Annotated in this window: 18 protein-coding genes and 1 pseudogene; 6 read left to right on the top strand and 13 right to left on the bottom strand. The window is 70.7% G+C overall.

Annotated features, from left to right (window positions below):
- Window positions 1-66: 66 nt before the first annotated feature.
- Complete coding sequence (locus tag ACE5C1_RS08150; RefSeq protein WP_374943567.1) at window positions 67-1248, top strand: molybdopterin molybdotransferase MoeA; 1182 nt, start codon at window positions 67-69, stop codon at window positions 1246-1248.
- Between the two features lie 57 nt (window positions 1249-1305).
- On the top strand, window positions 1306-1998 hold the full coding sequence (gene lexA, locus ACE5C1_RS08145; RefSeq protein WP_374943566.1) for a transcriptional repressor LexA: 693 nt from the start codon (window positions 1306-1308) through the stop codon (window positions 1996-1998).
- Here lexA and ACE5C1_RS08140 read toward each other — a convergent pair.
- Window positions 1994-4159, bottom strand: a pseudogene (locus ACE5C1_RS08140) (ComEC/Rec2 family competence protein); the annotation flags it as partial. The gene lexA and the pseudogene ACE5C1_RS08140 sit on opposite strands and share 5 nt — an antisense overlap.
- 29 nt (window positions 4160-4188) lie before the next feature.
- On the opposite strand from ACE5C1_RS08140, the gene gltX reads away from it, so the two are divergent.
- The 3 genes from gltX to ACE5C1_RS08125 are packed head-to-tail and all read left to right on the top strand — an operon-like array spanning window position 4189 to window position 7098.
- Window positions 4189-5601, top strand: coding sequence for a glutamate--tRNA ligase (gene gltX / locus ACE5C1_RS08135; protein WP_374943565.1), 1413 nt, complete (start codon window positions 4189-4191; stop codon window positions 5599-5601).
- Window positions 5602-5605: 4 nt separating this feature from the next.
- A complete protein-coding gene (locus tag ACE5C1_RS08130; protein WP_374943564.1) occupies window positions 5606-6889 on the top strand; it encodes a citrate synthase in 1284 nt (427 codons plus the stop codon).
- A complete protein-coding gene (locus ACE5C1_RS08125; RefSeq protein WP_374943563.1) occupies window positions 6889-7098 on the top strand; it encodes a hypothetical protein in 210 nt (69 codons plus the stop codon). Before ACE5C1_RS08130 ends, ACE5C1_RS08125 begins: the two co-directional genes overlap by 1 nt.
- On the opposite strand, the gene ACE5C1_RS08120 is transcribed toward ACE5C1_RS08125, so the two are convergent.
- Genes ACE5C1_RS08120 through ACE5C1_RS08105 form a run of 4 tightly spaced genes read right to left on the bottom strand, consistent with a single transcriptional unit; the run spans window position 7048 to window position 11059 of the window.
- Entirely contained in the window at window positions 7048-8436 is a 1389-nt protein-coding gene (locus ACE5C1_RS08120) for an ATP-binding protein (RefSeq protein WP_374943562.1), read from the bottom strand. The genes ACE5C1_RS08125 and ACE5C1_RS08120 overlap by 51 nt on opposite strands.
- Window positions 8433-9506 (bottom strand): hypothetical protein, encoded by a 1074-nt coding sequence (locus ACE5C1_RS08115; protein ID WP_374943561.1) that lies wholly within the window; start codon window positions 9504-9506, stop codon window positions 8433-8435. Before ACE5C1_RS08115 ends, ACE5C1_RS08120 begins: the two co-directional genes overlap by 4 nt.
- 35 nt (window positions 9507-9541) lie before the next feature.
- Window positions 9542-10723, bottom strand: coding sequence for a hypothetical protein (locus ACE5C1_RS08110; RefSeq protein ID WP_374943560.1), 1182 nt, complete (start codon window positions 10721-10723; stop codon window positions 9542-9544).
- Window positions 10724-10765: 42 nt separating this feature from the next.
- Complete coding sequence (locus ACE5C1_RS08105; RefSeq protein ID WP_374943559.1) at window positions 10766-11059, bottom strand: Hpt domain-containing protein; 294 nt, start codon at window positions 11057-11059, stop codon at window positions 10766-10768.
- 82 nt (window positions 11060-11141) lie between these two features.
- Between ACE5C1_RS08105 and ACE5C1_RS08100 the strand changes: the two genes are divergently transcribed.
- Entirely contained in the window at window positions 11142-13427 is a 2286-nt protein-coding gene (locus ACE5C1_RS08100) for a hypothetical protein (RefSeq protein ID WP_374943558.1), read from the top strand.
- A gap of 12 nt (window positions 13428-13439) precedes the next feature.
- On the opposite strand, the gene ACE5C1_RS08095 is transcribed toward ACE5C1_RS08100, so the two are convergent.
- The 8 genes from ACE5C1_RS08095 to ACE5C1_RS08060 form a co-directional block, all read right to left on the bottom strand.
- Window positions 13440-13952 carry an acyltransferase gene (locus tag ACE5C1_RS08095; protein WP_374943557.1) on the bottom strand — a complete coding sequence of 171 codons (513 nt, stop codon included), beginning with the start codon at window positions 13950-13952 and terminating at the stop codon, window positions 13440-13442.
- Between the two features lie 176 nt (window positions 13953-14128).
- Entirely contained in the window at window positions 14129-14449 is a 321-nt protein-coding gene (gene trxA / locus ACE5C1_RS08090) for a thioredoxin (RefSeq protein WP_374943556.1), read from the bottom strand.
- Window positions 14450-14494: 45 nt separating this feature from the next.
- Entirely contained in the window at window positions 14495-17926 is a 3432-nt protein-coding gene (addA, locus tag ACE5C1_RS08085) for a double-strand break repair helicase AddA (protein ID WP_374943555.1), read from the bottom strand.
- A complete protein-coding gene (addB, locus tag ACE5C1_RS08080; protein WP_374943554.1) occupies window positions 17913-20828 on the bottom strand; it encodes a double-strand break repair protein AddB in 2916 nt (971 codons plus the stop codon). The genes addA and addB overlap by 14 nt, the downstream gene beginning before the upstream one ends.
- Window positions 20821-21576 carry a nucleotidyltransferase family protein gene (locus tag ACE5C1_RS08075; RefSeq protein WP_374943553.1) on the bottom strand — a complete coding sequence of 252 codons (756 nt, stop codon included), beginning with the start codon at window positions 21574-21576 and terminating at the stop codon, window positions 20821-20823. Before ACE5C1_RS08075 ends, addB begins: the two co-directional genes overlap by 8 nt.
- Window positions 21573-22541 (bottom strand): aminoglycoside phosphotransferase family protein, encoded by a 969-nt coding sequence (locus tag ACE5C1_RS08070; protein ID WP_374943628.1) that lies wholly within the window; start codon window positions 22539-22541, stop codon window positions 21573-21575. The genes ACE5C1_RS08075 and ACE5C1_RS08070 overlap by 4 nt, the downstream gene beginning before the upstream one ends.
- Complete coding sequence (gene tsaE / locus ACE5C1_RS08065) at window positions 22538-23011, bottom strand: tRNA (adenosine(37)-N6)-threonylcarbamoyltransferase complex ATPase subunit type 1 TsaE (RefSeq protein ID WP_374943627.1); 474 nt, start codon at window positions 23009-23011, stop codon at window positions 22538-22540. Before tsaE ends, ACE5C1_RS08070 begins: the two co-directional genes overlap by 4 nt.
- Before the next feature lie 5 nt (window positions 23012-23016).
- A complete protein-coding gene (locus tag ACE5C1_RS08060) occupies window positions 23017-25371 on the bottom strand; it encodes a PAS-domain containing protein (RefSeq protein WP_374943552.1) in 2355 nt (784 codons plus the stop codon).
- Window positions 25372-25690: the final 319 nt, after the last annotated feature.

The following is a 25690-nucleotide window of genomic DNA, read 5'->3' as shown; positions in this document are numbered from 1 at the left end:
GGCCATTCACAAACGGATACCACCGACTCGTTGACCTCCTCACACGCTTTGTTCACGAGCGTCACGATGGCACTCCTCCCCGTCGCGGAAGCCCAAACCCGCCTCCTCGCCCTCACCCCCCACCTCCCCAGCGAGGACGCCCCCCTTCGCCAAGCCGCAGGTCGCTGGGCGGCCGCCGCCGTCCTCGCCGCGCGCACCCAACCCGCGGCGAATCTGTCCGCGATGGACGGCTACGCCATTCGCTTCGCCGACCTGCCGGGCCCTTGGCGCGTAGTCGGCGAGAGCGCCGCCGGACGCCCCTTCACCGGCACCGTTGGCGCGTACGAAGCGACCCGCATCTTCACCGGCGCCGCCATGCCGCACGGCGCCGACACTGTCCTCATCCAGGAGGAGGCCGCGCGCGAGCGCGACACCCTCACCCTAGCAGGTGAAGGCCCCGCCCACCTCGGCCGCAACACCCGAGCAAAAGGGCTCGACTTCACGGTCGGCGACCGGCTGATCGAGGCGAGCCAGCGCCTCACCCCCGCGCGCATCGCGGTCGCGGCGACCGGCGGGGTCGCCACGCTCCCCGTCCGCCGCCGCGCGCGCGTCGCCATCGTCGCGACCGGGGACGAGCTCGTCGCCCCCGGCGCCCCCATCACTGGCGTCCAGCTCCCCGAATCGAACGGCGCGATGCTCGCCGCGATGCTCGCCGATCTGCCCGTCGACGTGATCGATCTCGGCATCCTGCCCGACCGCCTCGACGCGCTCACCGCCGCCTTCGCGAGCGTCGAATGCGACCTCCTCGTCACCACCGGCGGCGCGTCGGTCGGCGACCACGACCTCGTTCGCCCCGCGCTCGAGGCCGCAGGCGGTGCCATCGACTTCTGGCGCATCGCGCTCAGGCCCGGCAAGCCGATGATGGCCGGCCGCCTGAACGGCGCCACCGTCCTTGGCCTCCCCGGCAACCCCGTATCGGCGTTCGTCACCGCGATCCTGTTCGTGAAGCCGGTGATCGCCCATCTCTGCGGCGCCGCCGACCCGCTCCCGCCAACGACCACCGCGATTCTGGGCGAGGATCTCCCAGCCAACGGCCCCCGCACCGACTATCTCCGCGCCGCGGTCCGGGGCGGACGGGCGTATGCCGCCGCGATCCAGGACAGCTCGATGCTGCTCACCCTGGCGCGCGCGACGTGCCTCATCGTCCGCCCCGCACACGCCCCCGCCGCGCGCGCAGGCGACTCGGCGGAAATCCTGCATATCGCTTGACGACGCCAAGTGCGTTCCATAGAAGTTCCACGTCTGTTCCCGGACGGAGAAAACGCCATGCTCACCCGCAAGCAGCACGAGCTCGTGTGCTTCATCAACGATCGCCTCGCCGAGACCGGGGTGTCGCCCTCGTTCGAGGAGATGAAGGATGCGCTCGACCTCAAATCCAAGTCCGGCGTCCACCGCCTCATCAGCGCGCTGGAGGAACGCCAGTTCATCCGCCGCCTCCCCAATCGCGCCCGCGCGCTGGAGGTGCTGCGCATGCCCGAACGTTCCGGCTCCGTAATGACACGCGCCGCCACCATGCCGTCTGCGCGCGATGATAGAGAAGTTTCGACACGATCGACGCCGCCGGCACCCGCCAACGACGTCATCGAAATTCCCCTCCACGGCCGCATCGCCGCGGGCGTGCCGATCGAGGCGTTCGAGGGCTCGGCGATGCTCGCAGTTCCCGCCGCGCTGCTCGGCGCGGGCGAGCATTATGCGCTGGAAGTCGCGGGCGACTCGATGGTCGATGCCGGCATCCTCGACGGCGACTTCGCGCTCGTCCGCCGCACCGACGTGGCGCGCGACGGCGAGATCGTCGTGGCGCTGATCGAGGATAGCGAGGCGACGCTCAAATATTTCCGTCGCGAAGGTGCGATGGTCCGCCTCGATCCCGCCAACCGCGCCTACGATCCCCAGCGCTACGCCCCCGCGCAGGTCCGTATCCAGGGTAAGCTCTCGGGGATCCTGCGCCGCTACGATTGAACGGTGCGACCGCGGTCTGCGGCGGCACCCGCCAGGGATGCCGGTCGGCGGGATCGAGGACGGTGACGGTCTTGCCGGTTGCAAGCGTCACCGCCACCCCGCCGCTCTTTGACAAGGTCGATCGATCCAGCCGTAACCATCGCGGCGTACACCGCTTCGGCAGCGCCCGCTCGCTGACGACGATATCGGCCGACCCGCACGCCGCGATCAGCTCGGCAGCGGGCACCAGGTACGCGCTCCGCGTCGCCAGCACCCGCCACCGCCTTCCGCGTGCCATGACGTCCGACGCGCAAAGGTCGCGGCTGCACGAGGCGTCGGACTGCTCGGCCAGCAGCAGCGGCTCGCCATCGAAACCTGCATTGGCCGCCAGCGTGTCCCGGACGTAATCCCCCGCCCGGTCACGCAGCAGCGCGACGCCGCGCGCGGTCCGCACTGCGACATGCCGCCCGTCACCCGTCACGAGCACGTCTGGCGCGGGCGTCGTCAAAGCCCAGGCGATCCCCGCAATCAGCGGCACCGCTCCCAGACGTCGTAGCTTCGTGCGCCACAAGGCTATCCACAATCCGCCGACTACCGCCAAGCCATAGGCACCGTCAGGCATGGCAGGCAGCGCCGCCACCGACCCCGGCGCCGCCGCAACCACGCGCGCCAGCCACAGCAACCCCGCCAGCGCTCGCTCGGTCAGCCACCACGCCGGCGCGCCCAGTCCCGCCGCGTCAAGCACCAGCGCCAACGCCTCCAGCGGCATCACCACGAAGGTCGTCAGCGGGATCGCAACCATGTTGGCGAGCGCACCGTACAATCCCGCCTTGTGGAAATGGTACACCGCGGTCGGCATCAGCGACGCCTCCACCAGCAACCCCGTCGCCAGCAGCGATACGACGCCCCGCCCCATCCGCCGCCACCGCCCCTCCTCATGCGGCCCGAAGAACGCCGCGACTTTGGGGTGCTCGTGAAACGCCATGATCGCGGTGATCGCCGCGAACGACAGCTGAAAACTCGGGCCCACCAGCGCCTCGGGCCACACCAGCAACACGACGGTCGCCCCCGCCGCCACCGACCGGAGCGTCAACGCCTGTCGTCCGAGCGCCAGAGCGGCGAGCACCATCAGCGCCGCGACGCACGATCGGATGGTCGGCACCTGAGACCCCGTCAGCAGGGTATAGCCGATCGCTGCCGCCGCCCCCGCACCCGCCGCCACCAGCGGCAACCGTACCCTGAGCGCCAGCCACGGGCTCAGCGCCAAGATTCGCAGCACGACCAGCATCGTCGCCGTCACCGCCGCAGTGATGTGCAGCCCGCTCACCGACAGCAGATGCGCCAGCCCGGCGCGGCGCATCGCGTCCGAATCGTCCTCGGAGATCGCGCCGATATCCCCCGTCGCCAGCGCCGCCGCAATCCCGCCCGCGCTCCCCGCGACCTGCCCGGTGATGTGCCGGGTCAGCCGGGCGCGCAGCCCGTCGGTCCCTCCCCCGCCCGACACGACCGCCACAGGCGCAAACCCCCGCCCGATCGCGCCAACCCCGTCGAACCAGGCGACTCGCGCGTAATCGTAGGCCCCCGGTACCGCCGCGACCGGCGGCGGCATCAACCGCGCGCGCAGCCGCACGACCGCGCCCGCCACCAGCCCCGCGGGCACGTCGGCATCGGCCAAATTCACCCGCAACCGTCGCGGCAGCGCGATCGGCCCCCGCGCGCCCGCTCCGGTGCCGACGTCCTCCACCGTCAGCCGGACCAGTCCGCGTGCCGCCAGCGGCTCGACCCTGTCCACCCGCCCCTGGAACGTCACCACCGCCGGCCGCGCCAGCACCGGCGCCGCGACCCGCTCCGCCCGCCACCAGATCAGCCCGGTGCCCAATGCCGCTGCCAGCCCGCCGATCGCCACCACCCGCGCCGCACGCCCCCCGGCGCCCAGCGCGATGCCGAACACCCCGCCCGCCGCGCACCCCAGCGCACACGCCGCCCAGCTCCGCGCATCCGGCAGCAGGAAATAGGCCGCCACCCCCAGCCCCAGCATCACCGGCAACCACAACGGCAACTGGTCGCGCTCCGCCTCCAGCCAGCGCTCGACAGCCTCTCGCCCCGCGCGAACCGGCCCGCGCACGTCGAATTGTCGCCGCGCGGGGTAGCTGCTAGGGGCTGCGGCGGCCGTGTCGGTCATCTGAGTCAGAACACTGGAAGGACGCGCGCTTGAGCGCAAGCAAGACCGAAGTGGTGACGCGTTTCGCGCCGTCGCCGACCGGGTTTCTCCACATCGGCGGCGCGCGCACCGCGCTGTTCAACCTGCTCTTCGCGCGTCACCACGGCGGCCGGTTCCTGCTCCGTATCGAGGACACCGACCGCGCCCGCTCCACCCAGCCCGCGATCGACGCGATCCTGTCGGGGCTGCGATGGCTGGGACTGGACTGGGACGGCGATGCGGTGTTCCAGTTCGAACGGGCCGCCCGCCACGCCGAAGTCGCGCACGCCATGGTCGAGAGCGGCCACGCCTATCGCTGCTGGATGACCGCCGACGAGATCGCCGCCCAGCGCGACGCCGCCAAGGCCGCGAAACAGCCGCTTCGCGTCCGCAGCGCCTGGCGCGACCGCGCCGACGGCGACCTCGGCCAGCCCCATGTCGTCCGCCTGCGCGCGCCGCAAGACGGCGCGACCACGATCGACGACCAGGTCCAGGGCGCGGTGACCGTCCAGAATGCCGAGCTCGACGACCTCGTCCTGCTCCGCTCCGACGGCACCCCGACCTACATGCTCGCGGTCGTCGTCGACGATCACGACATGGGCGTCACCCACGTCATCCGCGGCGACGACCACCTCAACAACGCCTTTCGCCAGCTCCCCATCTACCGCGCCAACGCCTGGCCCGAGCCCGCCTACGCGCACATCCCGCTGATCCACGGCAGCGACGGCGCGAAGCTGTCCAAGCGCCATGGCGCAGTCGGCATCGAGACCTACCGCGACGAGCTCGGCATCCTGCCCGAGGCGCTCGACAACTACCTGCTGCGTCTCGGCTGGGGTCACGGCGATTCGGAGATCATCGCGCGTGAGCAGGCGATCGCCTGGTTCGACCTTGCCCACGTCGGCAAGTCCGCATCGCGTTTCGATCTCAAGAAGCTGGAAAACCTCAACGGTCACTACATCCGCGAGGCAAGCGACCAACGTCTCGCCGATATCGTCGCCGAGCAACTCGAGTTCGACCACGACGATACCCGCCGCGCCACCCTCCTCGCCGCGATGCCGGTGCTCAAGCCTCGTGCGGCGAACATCAACGAACTGCGCGACGGCGCCGCATTCCTTTTCGCCACCCGCCCCCTGGTCATGGACGATGCCGCGGCGGCGCTGCTCGGCGGCGATGCCCGGGATGTACTCACGGCCGTGCAGGCCGCGCTTGACGCGGTGCACAACTGGGATACGGAAGCGACCGAAGGTGCGGTGCGGCACGTGGCGGAGGCGCGGGGCGTGAAGCTCGGCCAGGTCGCGCAGCCGCTTCGCGCCGCACTCACCGGACGCAAGACGTCGCCGGGCATCTTCGACGTGCTGGCCCTGCTGGGCCGCGACGAAAGCCTGGGCCGACTTGCGGACGCCACGATATCGCAGGAAGGGTGACAGCATGACCGACGCCGCCAAAGTCTCGATCGACGGCAAGGACTTCGAATACCCGGTCATGTCCGGCACGATCGGCCCCGACGTAATCGACATCCGCAAGCTCTACGCACAGACGGATGCCTTTACCTACGATCCCGGCTTCACCTCCACCGCCAGCTGCCAGTCGGCACTGACCTATATCGACGGCGACGAAGGCGTCCTGCTCCACCGCGGTTACCCGATCGGCGAATTGGCCGAACAGTCGACCTTCATGGAGGTCGCCTATCTGCTCCTGAACAACGAATTGCCGTCCGCCGGCGAGCTGGAGCTCTTCTCCACCACGATCACGCGCCACACGATGGTCCACGAGCAGCTCGCAACCTTCTTTCGCGGGTTCCGGCGCGATGCGCATCCGATGGCGATCATGTGCGGCGTCGTCGGCGCGCTCTCGGCCTTCTATCACGACTCGACCGACATCCACGATCCTGCGCAGCGCGTCATCGCCTCGCACCGGTTGATCGCCAAGATGCCGACGATCGCGGCGATGGCGTACAAGTACTCGGTCGGCCAGCCCTTCCTCTATCCCGACAATTCGCTCAGCTACACCGGCAATTTCCTGCGGATGACCTTTGGCGTCCCCGCCGAGCCGTACGTCGTCAATCCGGTCGTGGAAAAGGCGATGGACCGCATCTTCATCCTCCACGCCGATCACGAACAGAACGCCTCGACCTCGACGGTCCGGCTCGCGGGCTCGTCGGGCGCCAACCCGTTCGCGTGCATCGCCGCGGGAATCGCCTGCCTGTGGGGGCCCGCACACGGTGGCGCCAACGAGGCCGCGCTCAACATGCTGCGCCAGATCGGCACGCCCGATCGCATCCCCGAATTCATCGCGCGCGCCAAGGACAAGAACGACCCTTTCCGCCTGATGGGCTTCGGCCACCGCGTCTACAAGAACTACGATCCGCGCGCGACCGTGATGCAGACAACGGTGCGCGAGGTGTTCAGCGAGCTCAAGGTCACCGATCCGCTGTTCGATGTCGCGCTGCAGCTTGAGGAGATCGCGCTCAACGATCCGTATTTCGTCGAGAAGAAGCTGTTCCCGAACGTCGACTTCTATTCGGGCGTCATCCTGTCGGCGATCGGCTTTCCGACCTCGATGTTCACCGTCCTGTTCGCGATCGCCCGCACCGTGGGCTGGGTCGCGCAGTGGAACGAGATGATCACCGATCCCGACCAGAAGATCGGCCGCCCCCGCCAGCTCTACACCGGCCCGACCCAGCGGTCCTATGTCGCGCCGGACCGGCGCTGATGCTGCGCAAGGTGCTGGTCGTCGTCGGCGTGCTCGCCACGCTGATGGGCCTGCTGTGGATCGGTCAGGGTCTGGGTTACATCCACTGGCCCGCGTCGAGCTTCATGCTCGATCAGCGCCCCTGGGCGGATCGCGGCGCGGCGTTGGCAGTGGTCGGTCTATTGCTGATCCTGCTTGCTCGCCGCGTCGGCCCTGCGCGCGGACGGTAGCGTCAGGGTGAAGCGCGCGCCCTCGTCGGGCGCGCTCTCCACCGTCAGATCGCCCCCCATCACGCGAGCCAGCCGTCGCGAGATATAGAGCCCCAAGCCATTGCCTCCGGGTTCGCCGACATCGACCCGCGCAAACTTGTCGAACACCCGCGCATGGTCGGCAGGCGCAATGCCCTTGCCGGTGTCGGCAACGCTCGCCTCGACGAATGCGCCCGCGTGCCGCACCGCGACGCAAACCGTCGACCCGCACGGCGCATAGCGCACCGCATTGCCGACAAGATTGACCAGGATTTGCAGCGACCTGCGGAAATCGCCGAGCGCGAACACCGCCGTCTCGTGCTCCGGTGCGGCGATCGTCACACCCGAATCGCTAGCGCGCACCCGCAGCAGGCCGACCGCGCGCCGCGCCACGTCGGCCAGGTCGATCCGCTCGGCAGGCGGCGCGAAGTCGGCGCGCTCGATCGCCTGCATGTCGACCAGGTCGTCGACCAGCCCGAGCAGATGCCGTCCCGCGCTGGCGATGTCGGCAGCGTAATCGGCGTAGGTCGGCTCGACCGGCCCGTCGCCCTGCGCCGCGATGCTGTCGGCGTGACCGACGATCCGCCCGAGCGGCCGGCGCAGCGCGCGGTCGAGCCCGCTCGTGAACCCCTCCGACAACGACGTCTCGACCGGCGGCGCGACGACCGCGCGAACCGCGCCGACGAACCCCGCGAAGCCGCCGCGCTCGTCCTGCCGCACGCTGGCCGACAGCGACACCGGCTTGCCCGAACCGCGCACAACCCCCGGTTGCGCCGCGAACGGGCGCCGCCGTGCCAGCGCATCGAGGATCGGCAAGCCCCCATCACCGTCGTCGCCCAGAACGAACAACCGGGTCAGCGGCTGCCCCAGCAGCGCCAGCGCATCGAACCCATGCCGCGCGCCCGCCTCGATCGACACAAAGGTCAGCCGCAGCGAAGCGTCGGTCTCCCAGCGCCAGTCCGCCCCCGCGGCGACGAAATCGGCCTCCGCGCGCTCGCCATCGGGCAAGCGTACCGGAGCACGCTCCTGCCAGCCGCTCACCGCCAGGCGCACCGTGTCGCCTTCGGGCTGGGCACGCACCCACAGCCGAAGGTCCGTCTCGCTGTCCGCTACCATCACGCCGCGCGACACGACGATGCCCAACCGCCTTGCCAGTCGCGCGACTGTAGCCAGTCCGGGCACCGCCAGCACCGCGCCCTCGCACCCGCCCGCCCGCAGGTTCAGCGCCACCAGCGCCGGGTCGGCCGCGATCAGCCGCCCTTCGGCGTCGAGCGTAGCATGCGCGACGGTGGTGTGGATCATCGGATCGGGCGCGTTCATCGGCGCTCCGAACGCGCAAGCGCCGCCATCGCCGCGCGGAAATCGCGGTCGAGCGCGAACGGCGCCAGCGCCGCCCGCGCTTGCTCGGCCGGCACCGCAGCGACCGCATCCAGACGGTCGGCGAACGCCTCGATATCGCGCCGCGGATCGGCTTCGGACAGCGCCAGCGCCACCCGCGCGATCGTTTCGCGGTCGAGCGACACCGCGCGCAGCGCGAGCCACAATCGCTCCCCCTCAGGCTCGACCACCATCGCCCGCAACTGGTCGTGATCCATGGCCAGCGCATGCGTCAGCACCGCCGCGAACAGCGTCAGGCTGCGATCCCCCAGCACCTCCAGCAACAGCGGCGCCAGCTCGGCGGGGCGCGCGTCGATCGCGCGTGCCAGTCGCATCGCGACACCTTCGGGCCGGTCGTCCTCGTCATACGCCGCAAGGCTGCGCACCGCCGCTTGCGCGATGGCACGGTCGGCGCTCGCGTCGTCACCGTCGCGCAGCGCCGCCGCGATCCGCCACACCAGCCGGTGCTGGACATCGGCGGGCAAGGCGCATGGCTCGACCGTGCCGGCCTCGTTGGCCGACCGTCGCCGGCTGTTCGCGGCGAGCAGCGCAGCGGCTGCCTTGGCGACGACGCGGTCGGGCACCTCGGTCAGCCGCACCAGCAGGCTGGGCACGTCGGCGACTATCGGCGTGGCAGGCAGCGCATCGGCCATCAGGTCCAACTGCACCCGCGCCAGCAACTCGTCGAGCAGGTCGACGTCGCGCAACAACCCGGCACGCGCTAGCCTTGCAAACACGTCGCCATGCTCCAGCAGCGCTTCCGCGCGCGCCGTATCGCCGGTGCCGACCAGCACCCGCGCGGCATGGCGGCGCAGGTCGGTCTCGATGCCCGCGACCAGCGCTGCCAAGGTCTGCGTCACCCGTGCGCGCACTTGGTCGTTCAGGCGCGAATCCTCGGGCAGGAACAGGTCGTCGATCGCATCCGCCAGCCGCGCGTCGGCGCGCGCCCACGCCTGCGTGGCGCGCCGCATCGCCGCGTGGGCAGGCTCCGGGTCATGGGATCGGACCGACATGGCTTCGCCCTAGCGCCCGCGTCGTTAAGGGGACGCTAAGGCTGTCGCCGCAGCCGCTCGATCGCGTCCGCCAGCGTCATCGCGGCATAGACGCCCGCAACCGCCAGCCCCAGCATCGGCACGCGCAGCAACGCCGACACCGCGACCACGACCAGATGCGCCGACGGGCTGCCCCACCACGCGCGCCGCGACGCGGAGGGGATCGCACGCTCGCCGAGCGCCGCCAGCACCGCCAGCGTGATCGCGGTCGACAACGGCGCGCCGTCGTAGGTCGCGGCGCGCACCGCCCAGCCGAACAGCAGGATCGCCGCGAGCGGCATCGCCACCGCCGCGACGCGTTCGGCGATCACCAGCCGCGGCTGGTCGCGCAAGTCGCCGAGCGTCGCGCCGAGTGCCAGCGTCATCGTCGCCAGCAGCACCGCGATCAGCCCGGTCGCCGCGAACCCGAAGCCGATGCCCACCAATCCCAGCGTCCCCAGCACACCGCCCGCCGCCGCGACACCTTCGCCCGGCACCTTGCGATCGACCAGCATCGGCAGCGTCCAGCGCGCGACCGGCGCCAGCACATAGCGGTCGAACCAGCCCCGCCTGCCAGCGACGGATGCCGCAAGTACGGTACGGCTGCGCCGGTCGAGTGATCCGGCGTGGTGCTCGATGCCGTGCCCGTCGCGCAGCGCCGCGATCGGCAGCTCGACGTGCGCCGCGCGCGCCTGCGCCGCCACCCGGATCAGCGTCGATTGCATGTCGTAATCGCGCGGCAGCCGCGCCACTTCGGCGATCCGCCCCGGCTCCAAACGCGCGACGCCCGCCCAGGCGCGCTGCCCGCCGACCCGCTCGAAGCCGGCGGGCGCATCCGCCTCGGGGATAACCAGCAGGGCATCGCCACCTTCACCGGCCAGGTCCGCCACGACGCCTTCGGTCGTCACCAAGCCGTCCGCGATCATCAGCACGCGCGCCAGCGGATGGAGCTTCTCCGCCGCTTCCGCCGCCGATCGCACCGCGTCCACCGCCACCCCGCGCCGGCCAATCCGGCTGATCGCGCCGAGCAGTTCCGACGTCGGCCGCGATACCACCAGGATGATCTGCGCCGCCCCCGCGGCGATCAATAGCCGCGCCTGATACTCGATCAGCGTCAGCCCGCCGAACGGCAGCGTCGCGGCCAGCCGGTCGGGCTGGTCGTCGGCATCGTGGATCGCAAAGAGCAGGCCGGCAAGCATGCGCCCGCGTGTACCCGCCACGCGGCGCGATGCAAGGTTGGGCTAAAGCCTTGCCATTGCCCGTTCCAGCTTGCGGAGCATATCGGCGTTCCCGGCAACACCCTCGCCCGCCGCCGCGGCCAGCGCCATCAGCCGCACCGCGCCGAAGCTCGCCGCCAGACCGCGCAGCCGCCAGGCCGCGGCGCGCCACGCCTCGTCGTCCGCCGCCTCACGCATCGCCGATAGAGCGCGCGCGACCCCGTCGGTGAACGCGCCACGCAGTTCCGCGATCAGCGCAGCATCGTCGCCGACTGCGGCCGATAGCGCCGCGTCGATTGCTCCGGGATCATAGGCCATGTCGACGGATTAGCGGCGCAAGCGTTAACGCAGCGTATCCGTATTCGCTTTGCGCGCGGCCGAAAGATGGTAAACCCCGCACATGAACGGGGGGTCGTCCATCATCGATATCCGCGGCGACACGGGTTCGTCCGAAGCGGTGCCGCCATTCGAATCCGGTTCCGGGCCCATCGAATTCAGCGAACATTTCGCCGCGACCGAGGCCGATCACGTTCCTCGGCCGCCGCGCTGGCCGGCTGTGCTCGCGTTTGCCGTAGCCGCCGCATGGCTCGCGGGCATGCTCTGGATCACACGTGGCGCGCTGGCATCGCTCGCGCCGGTCGCGATCGTGGAATTTGTCGCCGCGCTGTGCGTCGTCCCGGCGCTCGTCGGAATCGTCTGGCTGCTGGCGCAGCGCACCAGCCGCGCCGAAGCCACACGTTTCGGCGCCTCCGCCCGCGCGATGCGCGCCGAGGCGGCGGCGCTCGAGCGCACCGTCGCGCTCCTGTCTCACACCATCGACGCCAATCGCGTCCAACTCACCGAACAGGTCGCGGCGATCTCGGCGATGGGCGATGCCGCCAACGACAGGCTGGCCAACCTCGGCCACGGCATCACCGCCGAGGTCGCACGCATCGACGCGCATTCGCGAGCCCTCGCCGAATCGTCTGCGGTCGCGCAATCCAGCCTGGGCGTTCTCCTCGCCTCGCTCCCGCGCGCGCAGGCGGAGACCGAGGCGGTGGCGCAGCGCCTAGAACACACCGGCCTGTCCGCAAGCGAACACGCCGCCTCGCTCGATGCCGCCCTGGTCGCGCTGGCCGAGCGCGGGCGTGAGGCCGATGTCGTCGCCGGCGGCGCGGCGCAGCGTCTCGCCGCGCACATCACCCGGATGGAGGTGACCAGCGAAACCGCAGGCACCCGGCTCGAAGCCGTCACCGCCGAGATGTCGAGCGCGGTCGACGCCTTGCTAGGGCGCACCGCCGACGCGGTCGACGAGGCGCGCAAGGGCATCGCCGCGCAGGGCGACGCGATGCTCGCGATGGTCGGCGCCAACCAGGCCGCGCTCGATCAGGCCGCACGCGCCAGCGCCGACGCGCTCGCCCAGCGCATCGCCTCGGTCGACGGCGCGATCGAACAGGTCGCCGCCCGGCTGGACGTCCAGCGCATGGCCGGCGACCTGATCGTCGATTCGCTGGAAAGCGGGCTGTCGCGGGTCGACGCGCAGCTCGATGCGCTCCACCGTCAGGGTGTCGATCGCTCGCAGCTCCTCGCCGCCTCGATCAGCGCGCTCGGCGGCTCCGCCGACGCGATGACCGAGGCGCTGCGAGCCGGCGAATCGATGGCGACGCGGACGATCGGCACGACCGAATCGTTGCTCATCGCGCTCGACTCGGCCGCGCGCGAGATCGACGAAACCCTTCCCGAAGCGCTCGAACGCCTCGACGACCGGGTCGCGCAAAGCAAGAAGGTCGTCGCGCAGGCCAAGCCCGAACTGCTCGCGCTCGTCACCGCCGCGGAAAGCACGCATGACGCGATCGAGGCGATCGCCGGCGTGATCGCCGAACAGCGCCGCACCCTCGATCACCTCTCGGGCACCCTGCTCGACACGCTGACCGCGGGCCGCAGCAAGGCCGACGCACTCGGCCAGATGGTCGACGAGACGATCGCGCGCACCCACCGCTTCGCCGAGGAAGCCGCCCCCCGCCTCGTCGACGCGCTGCTCCGCGTCCGCGACACCGCATCCACCGCCGCCGACCGCGCGCGCGAAACGCTGGCGACCGTGATTCCGCAAGCCGCAGACGCGCTCGAAGCCGCCAGCGCCGAGGCGATGCGCAGAGCCACAGCCGACACCGTCGAACGCCAAATCCGCGCGATCTCCGATGCGACCGCAGCCGCGGTGGATGCCGCCACTCGCGCAACCGAACGCCTCGCGCACCAGGTCCAGGCGATCGGCGACCAGACCGCGATCGTCGAAACGCGGATCGAGGACGCGCGCGCCCAGCGCGAGGAGCACGACCACGACACCTTCGCGCGCCGCGTGTCGCTGCTGATCGAGACGCTCAACTCGGCCGCGATCGACGTCACCAAGATGCTCGCGCCCGACGTGTCGGACAGCGCCTGGGCCGCATATCTGAAGGGCGACCGCGGCGTCTTCACACGCCGCGCGGTCCGCATCCTCGACGGCAGCGAGGCTCGCGACATCCACCGCCTCTACGACGACGACACCCGCTTCCGCGAGATGGTCAACCGCTACATCCACGATTTCGAATCGATGCTGCGCGCGGTGCTGGCCCAGCGCGACGGCTCGCCGATGAGCGTGACGCTGCTGTCGTCGGACATGGGCAAATTGTACGTGGCCCTCGCGCAGGCGATCGAACGTTTACGGTAAAGTAAGCCTTGGCTATTCGGCTCCAAGACGGACACGAACGGCATGTATGACGTCGCACAGGTCACGAGGCCGATCCGAAATCCGGCGGACCGGATTGCCGTGATACACGCCCCACGGACGCAGGGCGCGATTGACGAGCGACAACGCGCCCACCACGGAGCCTTCTCGGATATGACATCCAGGCAGGACCACGGCGCTCGCGCCGATCCCGACGAACCGGGCGATCTCCACCGGCCGGATCGTGACTCCCGGTAGATCGGCTGCCTTCTTCAGTCTTGCAGATTGGCGCCCGCTCAAGTCGTCAGAGGCGGTATAGATACGCACACCTTGCGATGTGCCGGAATAGATGCCGAAGCTGAGGTCGGTCACGACGGCGAGATGGTTGTGACCCCCGATATGATTGCAGCCCTCAAGCGTCAGCGTTCCTTGAGTAGCTATTATCGCCGTGCCGCTGTCGACGCGTACGTCATCGCCGAAGTGGACGTTCTCCGGCCCGATCACCGTGCAATCGCGCGCGACGCGCAATTGCGACCCACCGATGCAAAACCGAACTCGCGGAGTTCGTCTGACTCGTAATAGCCTCGATCAAGGGGATTGCGCACCGTTCCACGGGTAACAGCGTTGGCTCGCCGGTCAAGACAACCATGCAAACGCAAGATGCTGCTGCAGAAATCCGCATCAGCATCAATGCTGATGCAGCGTTACAACTCGCCCTGCAACCATCCCTTGATCTGCCCCTTGGGAGCCGCCCCCACCTTGGTCGCGGCGGGCGCGCCGGCCTTGAACAGGATCATCGTCGGGATGCCGCGCACGCCGTAGCGGCCCGGCGCATCCGGGTTGTCGTCGATGTTGAGCTTGGCGATGGTCACTTCTTCGCCAAGTTCCTCGGACAATTCCTCCAGGCTCGGCCCGATCATCTTGCACGGCCCGCACCATTCCGCCCAGAAATCGACGAGCACGGGCTTGGTCGATTCCAGCACGTCGGCCTGGAAGCTGGTATCGGTGATCGTCTTGGTCGCCATGAATAATCTCCTTGGCCTACCATCTAGGGTGGCACGCTGCCCCGCTCAACCGGCGGGCACCAACCTTTGCTCCCCGCCCGCCAAGCCCGGCTTGTACGGCGCCAGCAGATCGTCGGACAGCGCGATCAGCGAAGGCCCCGCGGTATACAGCAACGCCGCCTCGATGCGCCGCCCGGGAAACACCACGGCCAGCGCTGCCGCATAGGCCGCCATCTGCCGCAGGTGATAGCGTGGCACCCCAGCCGCATCGCCGGGCACCTGCCGCCCTGTCTTGAAATCGACGACGCGCACCCGGTCTGTCTCAACAAGCAGCCGATCGACCGTCCCCGAGACGACCACGCCGTCCGCCACCACCGCGGTCACCGGCGCCTCCGCCAGCACGTTGGCTGCGAACAGATCGGCAAAGCGCGCATCGTTCAGGATCGCGCACACCCGCTCCACGATCTTCGCCCGCTCACCCGCATCGGCAACGCCTCCGGCATGCGCCAGCCAGCGATCCACGGCACCCGCACGCTCCTCCGGTGGCACCGCTGGCAGCCGCTCGAACAGGGCATGCTGCAACCGCCCCCGCTCCGCCGCCGCGCGCATCGCCGGAGTCGGCGGCGGATCGGCGACCTCGTCCTCCCCCAGAGACGACGGCGCCAGCGGGCGTGAAGGCCGAGCCTCGACGGGCGCCGCCACCCGCGCCCAATCCGGCGCAGGATCGGGCGGCGCCGGCAAGGCCTTGGTCGCTGCGGTCGCCTTCACCGTCGCATGCGGCATGGTCCCCCCGAACACGCGCTCGCCCTCGGCCGACGGCACGCCCAGCGCGGTGAACGCCCGATCCGCCGCCGCATACCAGCTCGCCTCCGGGGGCACCCCCTGCGCGCGCGGCCCCAGCGATCCGGCGATCACCAATTGCTCCTCCGCCCGCGTCGCCGCGACGTAGAACAGCCGCCAATGCTCCGCCAGCTCGCGCGCCTCCGCCGCCTCGACCACCGCATCGAGCGGCCCGCCGCGTTCGGACGCACGCGGGCGGATCACCGGCACCGGCTCGGCATCCTCGTCGGGCTTCCAGCGCAGGATCGATCGCGGCGCCTGGGTCGGATCGACGCACGCATCCGCCAGGATCACGACGGGCGCCTGCAACCCCTTGGCCCCGTGCGCGGTCATCACCCGCACCGCGTCGAGTGGCGCCGCCGCATCGCGGACGATATCGACGTCGCCCCGGTCGAACCAGTCGAGGAAGCGTTGCAGCGACGGCGTCGTCGCGGTCTCGAAATCCAGCGCGGCGTTCAGCAATTCCTCGATCGGATCGCGCGCCTCCGCCCCCAGCCGGTGGATCAGCTTCGCGCGCCCGTTCAGCGGCCCGGACAGGATGTCCTCCAGGAACCGGTACGGCGTTGCGAAATCGGCACGCGCCAGCATCGTTCGCAACGGCGCCAGCCGCTCCGCCGGCTGCGTCTCGCCGAGATGCCGCCACAACGTCCCCGACGCACGCGGCGCCGCCGCCATCAGCTCGTCCTGCGTCCACCCGATCAGCGGCGACACCAACAGCGCCGCGAGACTCAGGTCGTCGCTCGGCTGCAACACGAAGCGGATCGCCGCCAGCAGATCCTGCACCGCCAGCGGCGCGTTCAGCCGCAGCCGGTCGACCCCGGCCACCGCCACCCCCTCGGCATACAGCCGCGCGACGATCAGCGAGGCCAGGTCGCCGCGCCGCTTGACCAGGATCATCACATCCTCGGGCCGCATCGCGCGTCCCTTGGAGGCAAGCATACGCCCTTCGGACAGCCAACCCTTGAGCGTCCGCGCGATCCGCACCGCCAGCTCGCGGACGGCATCGTCGATCCAGCCTTCCTCGTCCTCCTCCGATCCCCCGGCCGACACCGGCGGCCACAGGGTCACGCTACCGGGTCCGCGCACCTCGCTGGCATGCCGCTCGACCGCGGCAGCGATCCCCAGCCCGGGCTCGCCGATAGCCAGGATCGCGGCATCGACGAATTCCAGCACCGGCGCGGTCGACCGGAAAGACTGGGTCAACGACAGCTGCGTCATCGGCAGCCCGCGCTCGTCATCGGGCCAGTCTAGATCGCCCTGGACGGCTTCGGCCCGCGCGCCGAAATACCGTTCCGCCGCCGCGAAGTTGGTCGGATCGGTCCCCTGGAACCCGAAGATCGCCTGCTTGTGATCGCCGACCGTGAACAGCGTCCGCGTCCGCGGCGCATAGATGCCGCGCCCGACGAAGAACTCGTCCGCCAGCGCGCGCACGATCGTCCACTGCGCGATGTTGGTGTCCTGCGCCTCGTCGATCAGCACATGCTCCGTCGTCTGGTCGAGCTTGTAGCGCACCCATTCGCCGATCCCCGGCCGCTTGAGCAGCGCCACCGCGGTCGCGATCAAATCATCGAAATCGACTCCGCCGACCCGCCGCTTGGCAGCCGCATAGGCCCGCGCATACTCGCGCCCGACGTCCAGCCCCTCGGCAAGCAGGTCGGCATACGCACCCCTCTCGACCAGCGAGAGCAATTCGGCGCAGTCCTCACCGAGCGCGGCGGCCAGCTCCTCATAATCCGCTTCGGCGTCGGCCAGCTTTTTCGATACCTTTCGTGGCTCGCCCTTCCCGGTGCGCACCACCCCCACGAGGTCCGCCAGCGTTGCCGCCCGTTCCGCAGGTGCCGCGGCCAGCCACGCCTGCAACGTCGCCGCATGCCCCAGCCCCGTCGCGGTCCCCCATGATGTGTTCGCCGCCGCCAGCCGCGCGATCGCATCATGATCAAGCACCTCGCACCCGGCCGATACCGCCTCGCCGACATCGCCCGCGGGCAAATCGAGCGCCCGCCGCAGCCACGGCGCGATGCCGCTCGGCAGCGCCTCCAGCCCGCGCAGGTTGCGCGCGCATTCCATCAGGAACTGCTCCGCCCCGCCCTCGCCCAGCCGCATGCTCAGCCGCCCGATCGCCGCAATGCCGCCCTCGCGCCCCTGCGCTTCGGCATCCGCCAGCATCCCCGCCAGCGCCTCGCGTGCCAACGCCGCCTCCTCGCGCGCCTCCAGCGGCCGGAACCCCGGCGTCAGCCCCGCCTCGACCGGGAAGGCGGCGAGCAACGACTGGCAGAAGCCATGGATCGTCTGGATTCGCACGCCGCCGCCCGGGGCGTCGAGAACGCCTGCGAACAGCGTCCGCGCCCGGTCGATCAGCGCAGGTTTCGGTGACTCCCCCAGCGCATCCAGGTCCTTCGCCAGCTCCAGCACCGGCATCCGCACCCACGCCGCCAACCGGTCCCTGATCCGGTGCGCCATCTCGGCCGCGCCTGCCTTGGTAAAGGTCAAGCACAGGATCGCCCCCGGATCGACCCCGCGCAGCAGCAGCCGGAACACCCGCGCCGCCAGCACCTGGGTCTTGCCCGTCCCCGCCGACGCGGACAGCCAGACATGCGAATCCGGGCTGCTCGCCGCCGCCTGCGCGCCCGCGAGCTTCGGCAAACTACTCACGGCCATACCATTCGTCGCGCCGCATCAGCTGGTCGTATTCCGCATAAGGCGCATATTCGGGCACCAGCTTGGCGGTGAACGCCGCGTCGCCGGTCAGCCACTTGCCCGCCGCTTCGGCGAAATTCGCCGCCGCGATCCCCGCAAACTCGCGCGTCACGATCCGGTCGCGCGCACCGTTCTCGTCTACCGGCGTCGCGACATAGCCGAACCCCTCCCCCTTCTTGCCCAACGACCAATATTCGAACGCTCCCGCTGTTCCGGTCACGTCGGCAAAGCCGCCGCGCTCGGCGATCACCGCCAACAGCCCGAGCTGCTGGCTGTACCCCGCGCGCACCGCCGTCGCCGATGGCGGCTTGCCGGTCTTGTAGTCGACGATGCCGATGCCGCCGTTCGCCAGCCGGTCGATCCGGTCGTACCGTCCCGACAGCATGACGCCCGCGATGTCGATGGCGCCCTTGCCTTCCGCGCTCGCGACCGTCCGCCCTTCGGCCTCGTTGGTGGCGATCTGCCGCGCGATCCAGTCGATCGCCTCCAGCAGCCGCGGCTGCCACAGCGCCCGCATCATCGGGTGCATCCGCTCGTCCGTCAGCATGTCGATCGCACGCTGGCGAAGCGCATCGACCCGGCACGCATCCTCCTTGCACCAGCGCTCCAGGATATCATGCACCGCGATCCCGCGCTGTGCCGCGGTCGGATCGGCATCGACCCCGTCGAGCGGCATCAGCCGCAGAATGCGCCGTGCGTAAAAGGCATAAGGATCGGCCTTCAACCGATCGACCTCGGTCACCGAGATCGCGCGCGGTCGCAGCGCCGCGGACGGCATCGGCGCAGGCCGCGCGGCCGGCGCATGTCCCCCCGGATCGTCGAGCGAGCGCACCCAGCCCGCCAGAGTGTCGGCATGCGCGAACCGGTCTCCCGTCATCGCCGCCAGCCGCAACCAGAACCGCGAAGCCAGCGTCGGCGACCGCGCATCGCGCCGCGCCCGCGTCAGCAGCACTTGGGGGCCGCCCAGCCCTTGCGCGAAATCGTGCGCCGCCACCCCGATCCGCCGCTCCAGCCCGGGCAGCGCCAGCTCGGCCCGGATACGCGGCGCCAGCCACGGATCGGGCGCCGGACTCCCCGGCCACACCCCTTCGTTCAGCCCACCCAGGATCATCAGGTCGGCGCTCTGCAACCGCGCCTCGATCAGCCCGTAGATGGCAAGGCGCGGATGCCCGCCCTGCGCAGGGCGCACCACCGCCTCGTCGAGCAGCGTACGCAGCAACGACGGCACCACCTGCGGATCGACCAGTGCCGGGCCGCACGGCGCCTGCACCTCCAGCTCGGCGAGCAGTTCCGCCGCAGCCCGCCCGGCCGGGCCCGCCCACAGGGCGTCGCCGCACAAGGCGCTCGCCGCTTCGCGCAGGCAAGCGACGAGCCCGGCCAGCGCCTGCGCTCCGCCCGCGAAGGTTCGCTCCACCGGCACCAGCAACCCCGCGGCCTCCCGCCACCACTCCGCGACCCGCGCCTCGCCCAGATGCGCGGTCACCGCCTCCAGCCCCGGCGCAGGCCGCGGGCCGCGCAGCTTGAGGTCGAGCGCCCGCGCGCCATCCAGCCACGCCAGCCGCGCCTCGCCGCTGCGCACCAGCGGATGCTTGAGCACCGCCAGCAACGCCGCGGGTGCGAACCGCTGCGCCGCCGCCTCCGCCAGTTCCAGCAGCAACGTCCCCGGCGGCAGGATCGACAGCGCCCGCCCGGCCGAATCGTCGATCTCGATCCCCCAGCGCCCGCAATGCGCCGCCACCCGCCGCGCTAGACCACGATCGGGGGTCACCAGCGCCGCGGTCCGCCCCGGCGTCTCCAGAACCTCTCGCAGCGCCAGCGCGATCGCCTGCGCTTCTTCGGCCGGGGTGGCCAATTCCACCGCCGCCACTCCCGACAGCCGCCGGTCCGCTGCCGCCAAATCGGTCCACCGCCCAGTGAACGCCGCCGGCGCCATCGCATTGGCGATCGCCCGGCCCCGCGCCGCATCGGCATCCATGCCACCCGTTTCCCGCCAGGTCGTCACCTCGTCGCGGCCGATCTGCATGCGGTCGAGCATCTGTTTCAGCTGGAATTGCGGATGCGTCTCGATGGTCCGAATCCGCCCGCCGCGCTCGACCGGCCCGAGCGCATCCCATTCCTCCTGCGGCATCCCGAGGTCGAGCCCGGCGAACACGGTCATCCCCTGCGGCAGCTCCGCGACGCAGCGCAGCAGCTTCGCCACCGCCGGCGCCGCATCGCTCACCCCCGCCGCACAGACGAATCCGACAGGCGGCGCATCGCGCCAGCGCGCCGCCAGCCGGTCGAGCAGCATGATCCGCCGCGTCGCCGCATCGACTCGCCCGATCCGCTCGAGCTCGGCTGGCCAGCGGTCGAGCACCACCGAGAACGTCGCCAGCGCGCTGGCCCAATGTTCGGACAGCTCGGGCGCCATCTCCAGGTCGTGCAGCGCGCGCGGGCTTACCCCCTCGACCAGCAACTGGTCCAGCGTCCGCGCCACCTCGCCCGCCAGCCGCACCGCCTCTCCGGCATCGACGTCTCGCGTCTCGGCGACCAGCCGCGCCAGGATCATGCGCCGCTGGAGCGGCCCCACGGCAGGAAGCGGCGGCGCCGGATCGTCGACCCGGTCGATCGCCGCCCCCACCGCTTCGTCGAGCGAAGGATCGCCCAGCGCCACGAGCCGGGGCAACAGCAGCGCGCCGCCACTCGCGCGCACGAACGCATCGGTCACCGCGCGCACCCCGCGGTTGTTGGGGAGCAGCACGAGTCCTCGCGCCAGCGCCATCACGTCGCCGCCGGTCCTTCGCGTCAGCCCCGCCACCAGTGCATCCGCGAAGCTGCGGTGCGCCGGAATTGTGAAGACCGCGGGGCCGCGCGCCTCAGCCATCCGCCAGCATCGCCTCGGTCGCCGGTATGGCGGCGGGCGATCCAACATCGAACCACAGGCCCTGGTGGACCTGCCCGTATGCGCGACCGGCCGCGATCGCACGGTTCCAGAACAGGTTGGTCGAGAACGGACCCTCGGGCGCATCGGCGATGATCGCCGGATCGATGATCTGCACACCGGTATAGACGAACGGGGCGAGCCGCCCGCGCCGCTGCCGCCCGGTGATCCGCCCCTGCGCGTCGAGGTGGAAGTCGCCGTGCGCCCGGTGGTTATGCGCCCGCGACAACGGCACCATCAGCAGCAGCGCGTCCATGGCCGCCGGATCGAACCGCGCCGCCAGCAGCCGGATGGCGTCGACCGGCCCGTCGATCCACAGATTGTCGCTGTTGACCACCACGATCGGATCGTCGCCCAGCAACGCCCGCGCATGGACCAGCCCACCCCCGGTCTCCAGCAGCCGCGCGCGCTCGTCCGAGATCACGATCTCCAGCCCCGGCGGCTGCCGCGCGAGATGCGCCTCGAGGGCATCGGCGAGATAATGGACGTTCACCACCGCACGCTTCACGCCCGCCGCACGCAGCCGGTCGAGAACATGGTCGATCAGCGCCTTGCCCGCCACCTCGACCAGTGGCTTCGGCCGGGTCGCGGTCAACGGCCGCATCCGCTTGCCGAGCCCCGCCGCCATCACCATCGCGGTATGCGGCACGGTGCCGCCGGGATCAGGCCGGATCGCTCGCTGCCGGCTCATGCCGACAGCAGGTGCGGGTCGCCGCGCATCTCGGGCGGCACGTTCGCGTCGAACCACGCCGCCACCGGCGCCAGCACCGGTTGCGACAGGTCGCGCTCCAGATACGCCCACACCCGCGGGCACAGCGCCGGGTACCGCGGCTTGCCGTCGCGTTTCCACAACCGCGTGAAGATGCCGACGATCTTGGCATTCCGCTGCGCCCCGAGCACGTGATAGGCCGCGAGGAAATCGTCGCCCACGCCGGTCGCGGCACGGTAGCGCGCCAGCATCGCCTCCTCCAGCGACGGATCGACGTCGCGCCGCGCATCCTGAAGCAGCGACACCAAGTCGTACGCCGGATGCCCCGCCAGCGCATCCTGAAAATCGAGCAACCCCAACCGCCGATCCGCACCGATCAGCATCAGATTTTCGGCATGGTAATCGCGCAGTACCGTCACCGGCTCGGCGGTCAGCGCATGCCCCAGCACCGCTCGCCACGCCGCATCCCAACCGTGCATGTCGACCCTCAGGCCCACGGCCGGGCAATACCAGTCGACGAACAGCGCAGCCTCGCGCAGCAGCACCGCTGTGTCGTACGGCGCCAGCGCGCCCGCGGGATGTCGCGCCAGCTCGACCAGCAAATCCACCGCCGGTTCGTAATACGCCGCCTCGGCCTGGCGGTCCGTATCGATCGCCTCACGCAGCCGCGCGTCGCCGAAATCCTCCAGCAGCACCAGTCCCGCGGCCGCATCCGCCGCATGGATCGTCGGCGCCGCAAAGCCCTTGGCGCTCAGCCAGCGCGCGACATCGAGGAACGGCTGCGGGTCCTCGTGCGGCGGCGGCGCATCCATCAGCACCGCCGATCGCGCACCGTCGGTGATCCGGAAATACCGCCGGAACGACGCATCCCCCGCCAGCGGCACGATCGCCGCGCCGCCCCAGCCGTGGTTCGCAAGGAAGTCGGCCGCATGCGGCGGCGGGATCATATCGGCCATCGCGCGCTCCAACCCTCCGGCACCCGCGCTGTCAAGCGCCGCCCGCCGCCCGCTGCCGCCGCGATCGTCAACGCCAGCGCGTCGGGCCAATAGCCCTCCCCCGCGCGCTCGGGCCATTCGACCACCAGCACGGAGTCCCCGCGCGCCTCGTCCAGCCCCAGTTCCTCGATCTCGCGCGGGTCGTCGATCCGGTAGAGATCGACATGCAGCACCGGCAGACGCACCTCGGGCGGCGCATAAGGCTGGACGATCGCAAAACTCGGCGATGGCGCCTCCCCCGCCAGCCCCAACGCCGCCAGCAACCCCCGCGCCAGACTCGTCTTTCCCGCACCGAGCTCGCCCTGCAGGGTGATGACATCGCCCGGCCGGACCAATGCAGCAAGCCACGCCCCCAGAGCCTCCGTCGCCTCGGCATCGGGCAACACGAATTCCTCACCGGCATGGGGAGGAATGGCGTCGATCCCATTCACCGCCGCGGCAACGCGATCGTCACCAACGTCCCCTCCCCCGGCTCGGACACCAGCTCGATCCCCCCGCCATGCGCCTCGACGAACTGCTTGGCGAGCGGCAGCCCCAGCCCCAGCGCACGCTCGCCTCCGGGCTGAATGCCCGGCTCCGCGAACCGGTCGAACGCGTGCGCAACCGCTTCGGCATCCATCCCGTCGCCATCGTCCGACACCACGACCCGCGCCGCATTGGCGGTGCCGTCGAGATGGAGCAGCACCCGCCCGCCCTCCGGCGTCGCCCCTACGGCATGGCGCAGCACGTGCTCGATCACCTCGCGCAGCCGCCGCGCGTCGCCGCTCACCCGTCCGGTCGATCGCGCGACCTCGATCGCGAAGTCCAACCGGCGCCGCTTGGCCGCGGGCATCAGCGTCTCCGCCGCCGCCCGCGCCACCGCGCCCAGGTCGACCGGCTCGCGCTCCAGCGCGCGGTCATCGCCGTCGCCCTGGGTCAGGTCGAGCACGTCGTCGATCAGCAGCCCCAGCCGCTCGACCGATTCCAGGATCGCCTCGACATAGCCGTCCGCCTGCGGCGTCAGCTTGCCCGCGAAGCCCGCATGCAGCATTTCCGCAAAGCCGCCGATCGAGGTCAGCGGCGTCCGCAACTCATAGCTCATGTTGGCGACGAACTGGGTCTTGACCTTGTCCGACGCCTCCAGCGCCTCCGCGCGTCCGCGCAAGGCTTGCTCGGCCCGCCGACTGTCGGTGATATCGAGCATCGTGAACAGCGCGTTGCCATCGGGCAGCGGCACCGCCGCGAATTCGAAATGCCGTCCGTCGGCCAGCGCCACCCGTCCACCACGCTGCTGCCGCTCGATCGTGGCGGAGCGCACCAGCTCGGAGATCAGCCCGGCATGCCCCGGCGTCGCCAGCTGCGGCGCGATCGCCTCGGACAGCGCATCGACCCGCGGATGGCTCGCCAGGAACTCCTCCTCGAACCGCCACAGTCCGCGGAACCGGTTGTTCCACAACTGCAATCGCCCGTCCGCCGCAAACACCCCCAGCGCCTCGAACAGATTGTCGAAGGTCGCGGTCCTCACCCGCAGCAGCGTATCGCGCGCGCTCGCCAGCTGCACCTGCTCGGTCCGGTCCTCGAAGATCAGCAGCAGCCCGCCATCGGGCAGCGGCTGCGCGACCACGCGGATATGCGCGCCGCCCGGCAGATGCCACGTCTCCTCCACCGCGCCGTCGGTCTGCACGAACCAGTCGCGGCGCTCGGCCTTCCACCCCGGAAAGTCGCGCACCTCCGGGAGCCGGTTGGCCTCGCGCATCCGCTCCAGGATTCGCTCGAACGCGGGCCGGTCCGCCAGCCATTCGCTGCGCATCGCGAACATCCGCCGGAACGGCTGGTTGCAGAACACCAGCCCCCGGTCGCCGCCGAACTGCGCGACCCCCGCCGACAGCCGGTCGAGCATCGCGCGCTGCGCATCCTCGAACCGCCGCGTCCGGTTGCGCGCCTGTTCGAGCTCGTCGATGTCGATCGCGAAGCCCGCGACGCCGCCGGTCGGCAGCGGCACATCGAACAGCCGGAACGATCGCCGCGCCCCTGCGATCGTCACCGGCAGCACCGCCTCGTGCGGCCGCCCCGTATCGCGCGCGGTCGCTGCCCCGGCCAGCGGCCCGCCGCGCCCCGATCCCTCGACGAGCTCGAGCCCGCGCGACACCACATCGCCCGAATCGCGCCCCTCGACCGCGCCGACATAGGCCGAATTGACCATCGCCAGCCGCAGGTCGGGCCCGCGATACCACATCGGCAGCGGCGCCGCCTCGATCAGCCCCGTGAGCGCCTCGAACGCCGCACTCAGCCGCGTCGTCTCGCCGCCCAGCCGCGCGATCTCGGTCTCGCTGTCGGTCGCATCGAATGCCCAGACGACCACGGTGCCGGTGGCGCCGACCTCGGCGGGGGCACGGCCCCCGCGCAACGTGATCGCCCGCTTCGACCCGCGAGGGCGCACCGCCCGGACAAAGCCGCGCCCGCCGCGCTGCGCCACCTGCACGTCGGCGAGCAGCGCCTGCGCGACATGCGGCTCCAGCCCGGTCGCATCGCCCGCGATCTCGGGCAACAGGCTCACCGGCTCGCTCAGCCCAAACCAGTCCGCCATCCGCTGCGGCATCTCGACCCGCCCGTCGGCGCGCACGACCATCGCCAGCGCAGGCGCGGATCGCAACATCGCCTGTAGCCGCACATTCTCGCGCACCGCCCCCGCCGCCTCGCCGCGCGCGCGCAAGCCAAGGAACAGCATCACGCCGCCACCCACGAGCAGCAGCAAGACGACGGCTCCCGCCGCCACGAGCGCACCCGTGCCAAGCGCGGTCATGGGGTAGGCGTTACGAGTAGGCGAGCGGGCATCGAAGCCTGTCTAGGGCAAAGGTGGCGATGCCAAAAGAGGTCAGTATCAAGCCAAGCACATCCCGATGCAGTACCAGCGTCGCCAACAATCCTCCGTCACCCCGCACTTAATCCGGGGTCCAGCTTCTTCTTCTGTGATACAGGCGGTCGCACCGTCAGACGGAGCGACCGCGCCGCCCCGCTGCCCGGCGCGGCCCAGGCCTCGGTTTGCTCCGCAAACCGCGGCACGTCTCGCTCCATACCGGTCATGATCGGGCCTGCACGGCCCCTCGACCGGCACGCCGCTG

Source organism: Sphingomonas sp., from assembly GCF_964263785.1.
Lineage (GTDB): Bacteria > Pseudomonadota > Alphaproteobacteria > Sphingomonadales > Sphingomonadaceae > Sphingomonas.
This window is presented reverse-complemented; position numbering and strand designations above follow the sequence as displayed.

Coding starts and splice junctions, on each gene's coding strand:
- lexA (WP_374943566.1), top strand. CDS start 1,306: ATGCTCACCCGCAAGCAGCACGAGCTCGTGTGCTTCATCAACGATCGC.
- addB (WP_374943554.1), bottom strand. CDS start 20,828: ATGGCTGAGGCGCGCGGCCCCGCGGTCTTCACAATTCCGGCGCACCGC.
- trxA (WP_374943556.1), bottom strand. CDS start 14,449: ATGGCGACCAAGACGATCACCGATACCAGCTTCCAGGCCGACGTGCTG.
- ACE5C1_RS08075 (WP_374943553.1), bottom strand. CDS start 21,576: ATGAGCCGGCAGCGAGCGATCCGGCCTGATCCCGGCGGCACCGTGCCG.
- ACE5C1_RS08070 (WP_374943628.1), bottom strand. CDS start 22,541: ATGATCCCGCCGCCGCATGCGGCCGACTTCCTTGCGAACCACGGCTGG.
- ACE5C1_RS08150 (WP_374943567.1), top strand. CDS start 67: ATGGCACTCCTCCCCGTCGCGGAAGCCCAAACCCGCCTCCTCGCCCTC.
- ACE5C1_RS08110 (WP_374943560.1), bottom strand. CDS start 10,723: ATGCTTGCCGGCCTGCTCTTTGCGATCCACGATGCCGACGACCAGCCC.
- ACE5C1_RS08060 (WP_374943552.1), bottom strand. CDS start 25,371: ATGACCGCGCTTGGCACGGGTGCGCTCGTGGCGGCGGGAGCCGTCGTC.
- addA (WP_374943555.1), bottom strand. CDS start 17,926: ATGGCCGTGAGTAGTTTGCCGAAGCTCGCGGGCGCGCAGGCGGCGGCG.
- ACE5C1_RS08115 (WP_374943561.1), bottom strand. CDS start 9,506: ATGTCGGTCCGATCCCATGACCCGGAGCCTGCCCACGCGGCGATGCGG.
- ACE5C1_RS08130 (WP_374943564.1), top strand. CDS start 5,606: ATGACCGACGCCGCCAAAGTCTCGATCGACGGCAAGGACTTCGAATAC.
- ACE5C1_RS08120 (WP_374943562.1), bottom strand. CDS start 8,436: ATGAACGCGCCCGATCCGATGATCCACACCACCGTCGCGCATGCTACG.
- ACE5C1_RS08100 (WP_374943558.1), top strand. CDS start 11,142: ATGAACGGGGGGTCGTCCATCATCGATATCCGCGGCGACACGGGTTCG.
- ACE5C1_RS08125 (WP_374943563.1), top strand. CDS start 6,889: ATGCTGCGCAAGGTGCTGGTCGTCGTCGGCGTGCTCGCCACGCTGATG.
- ACE5C1_RS08105 (WP_374943559.1), bottom strand. CDS start 11,059: ATGGCCTATGATCCCGGAGCAATCGACGCGGCGCTATCGGCCGCAGTC.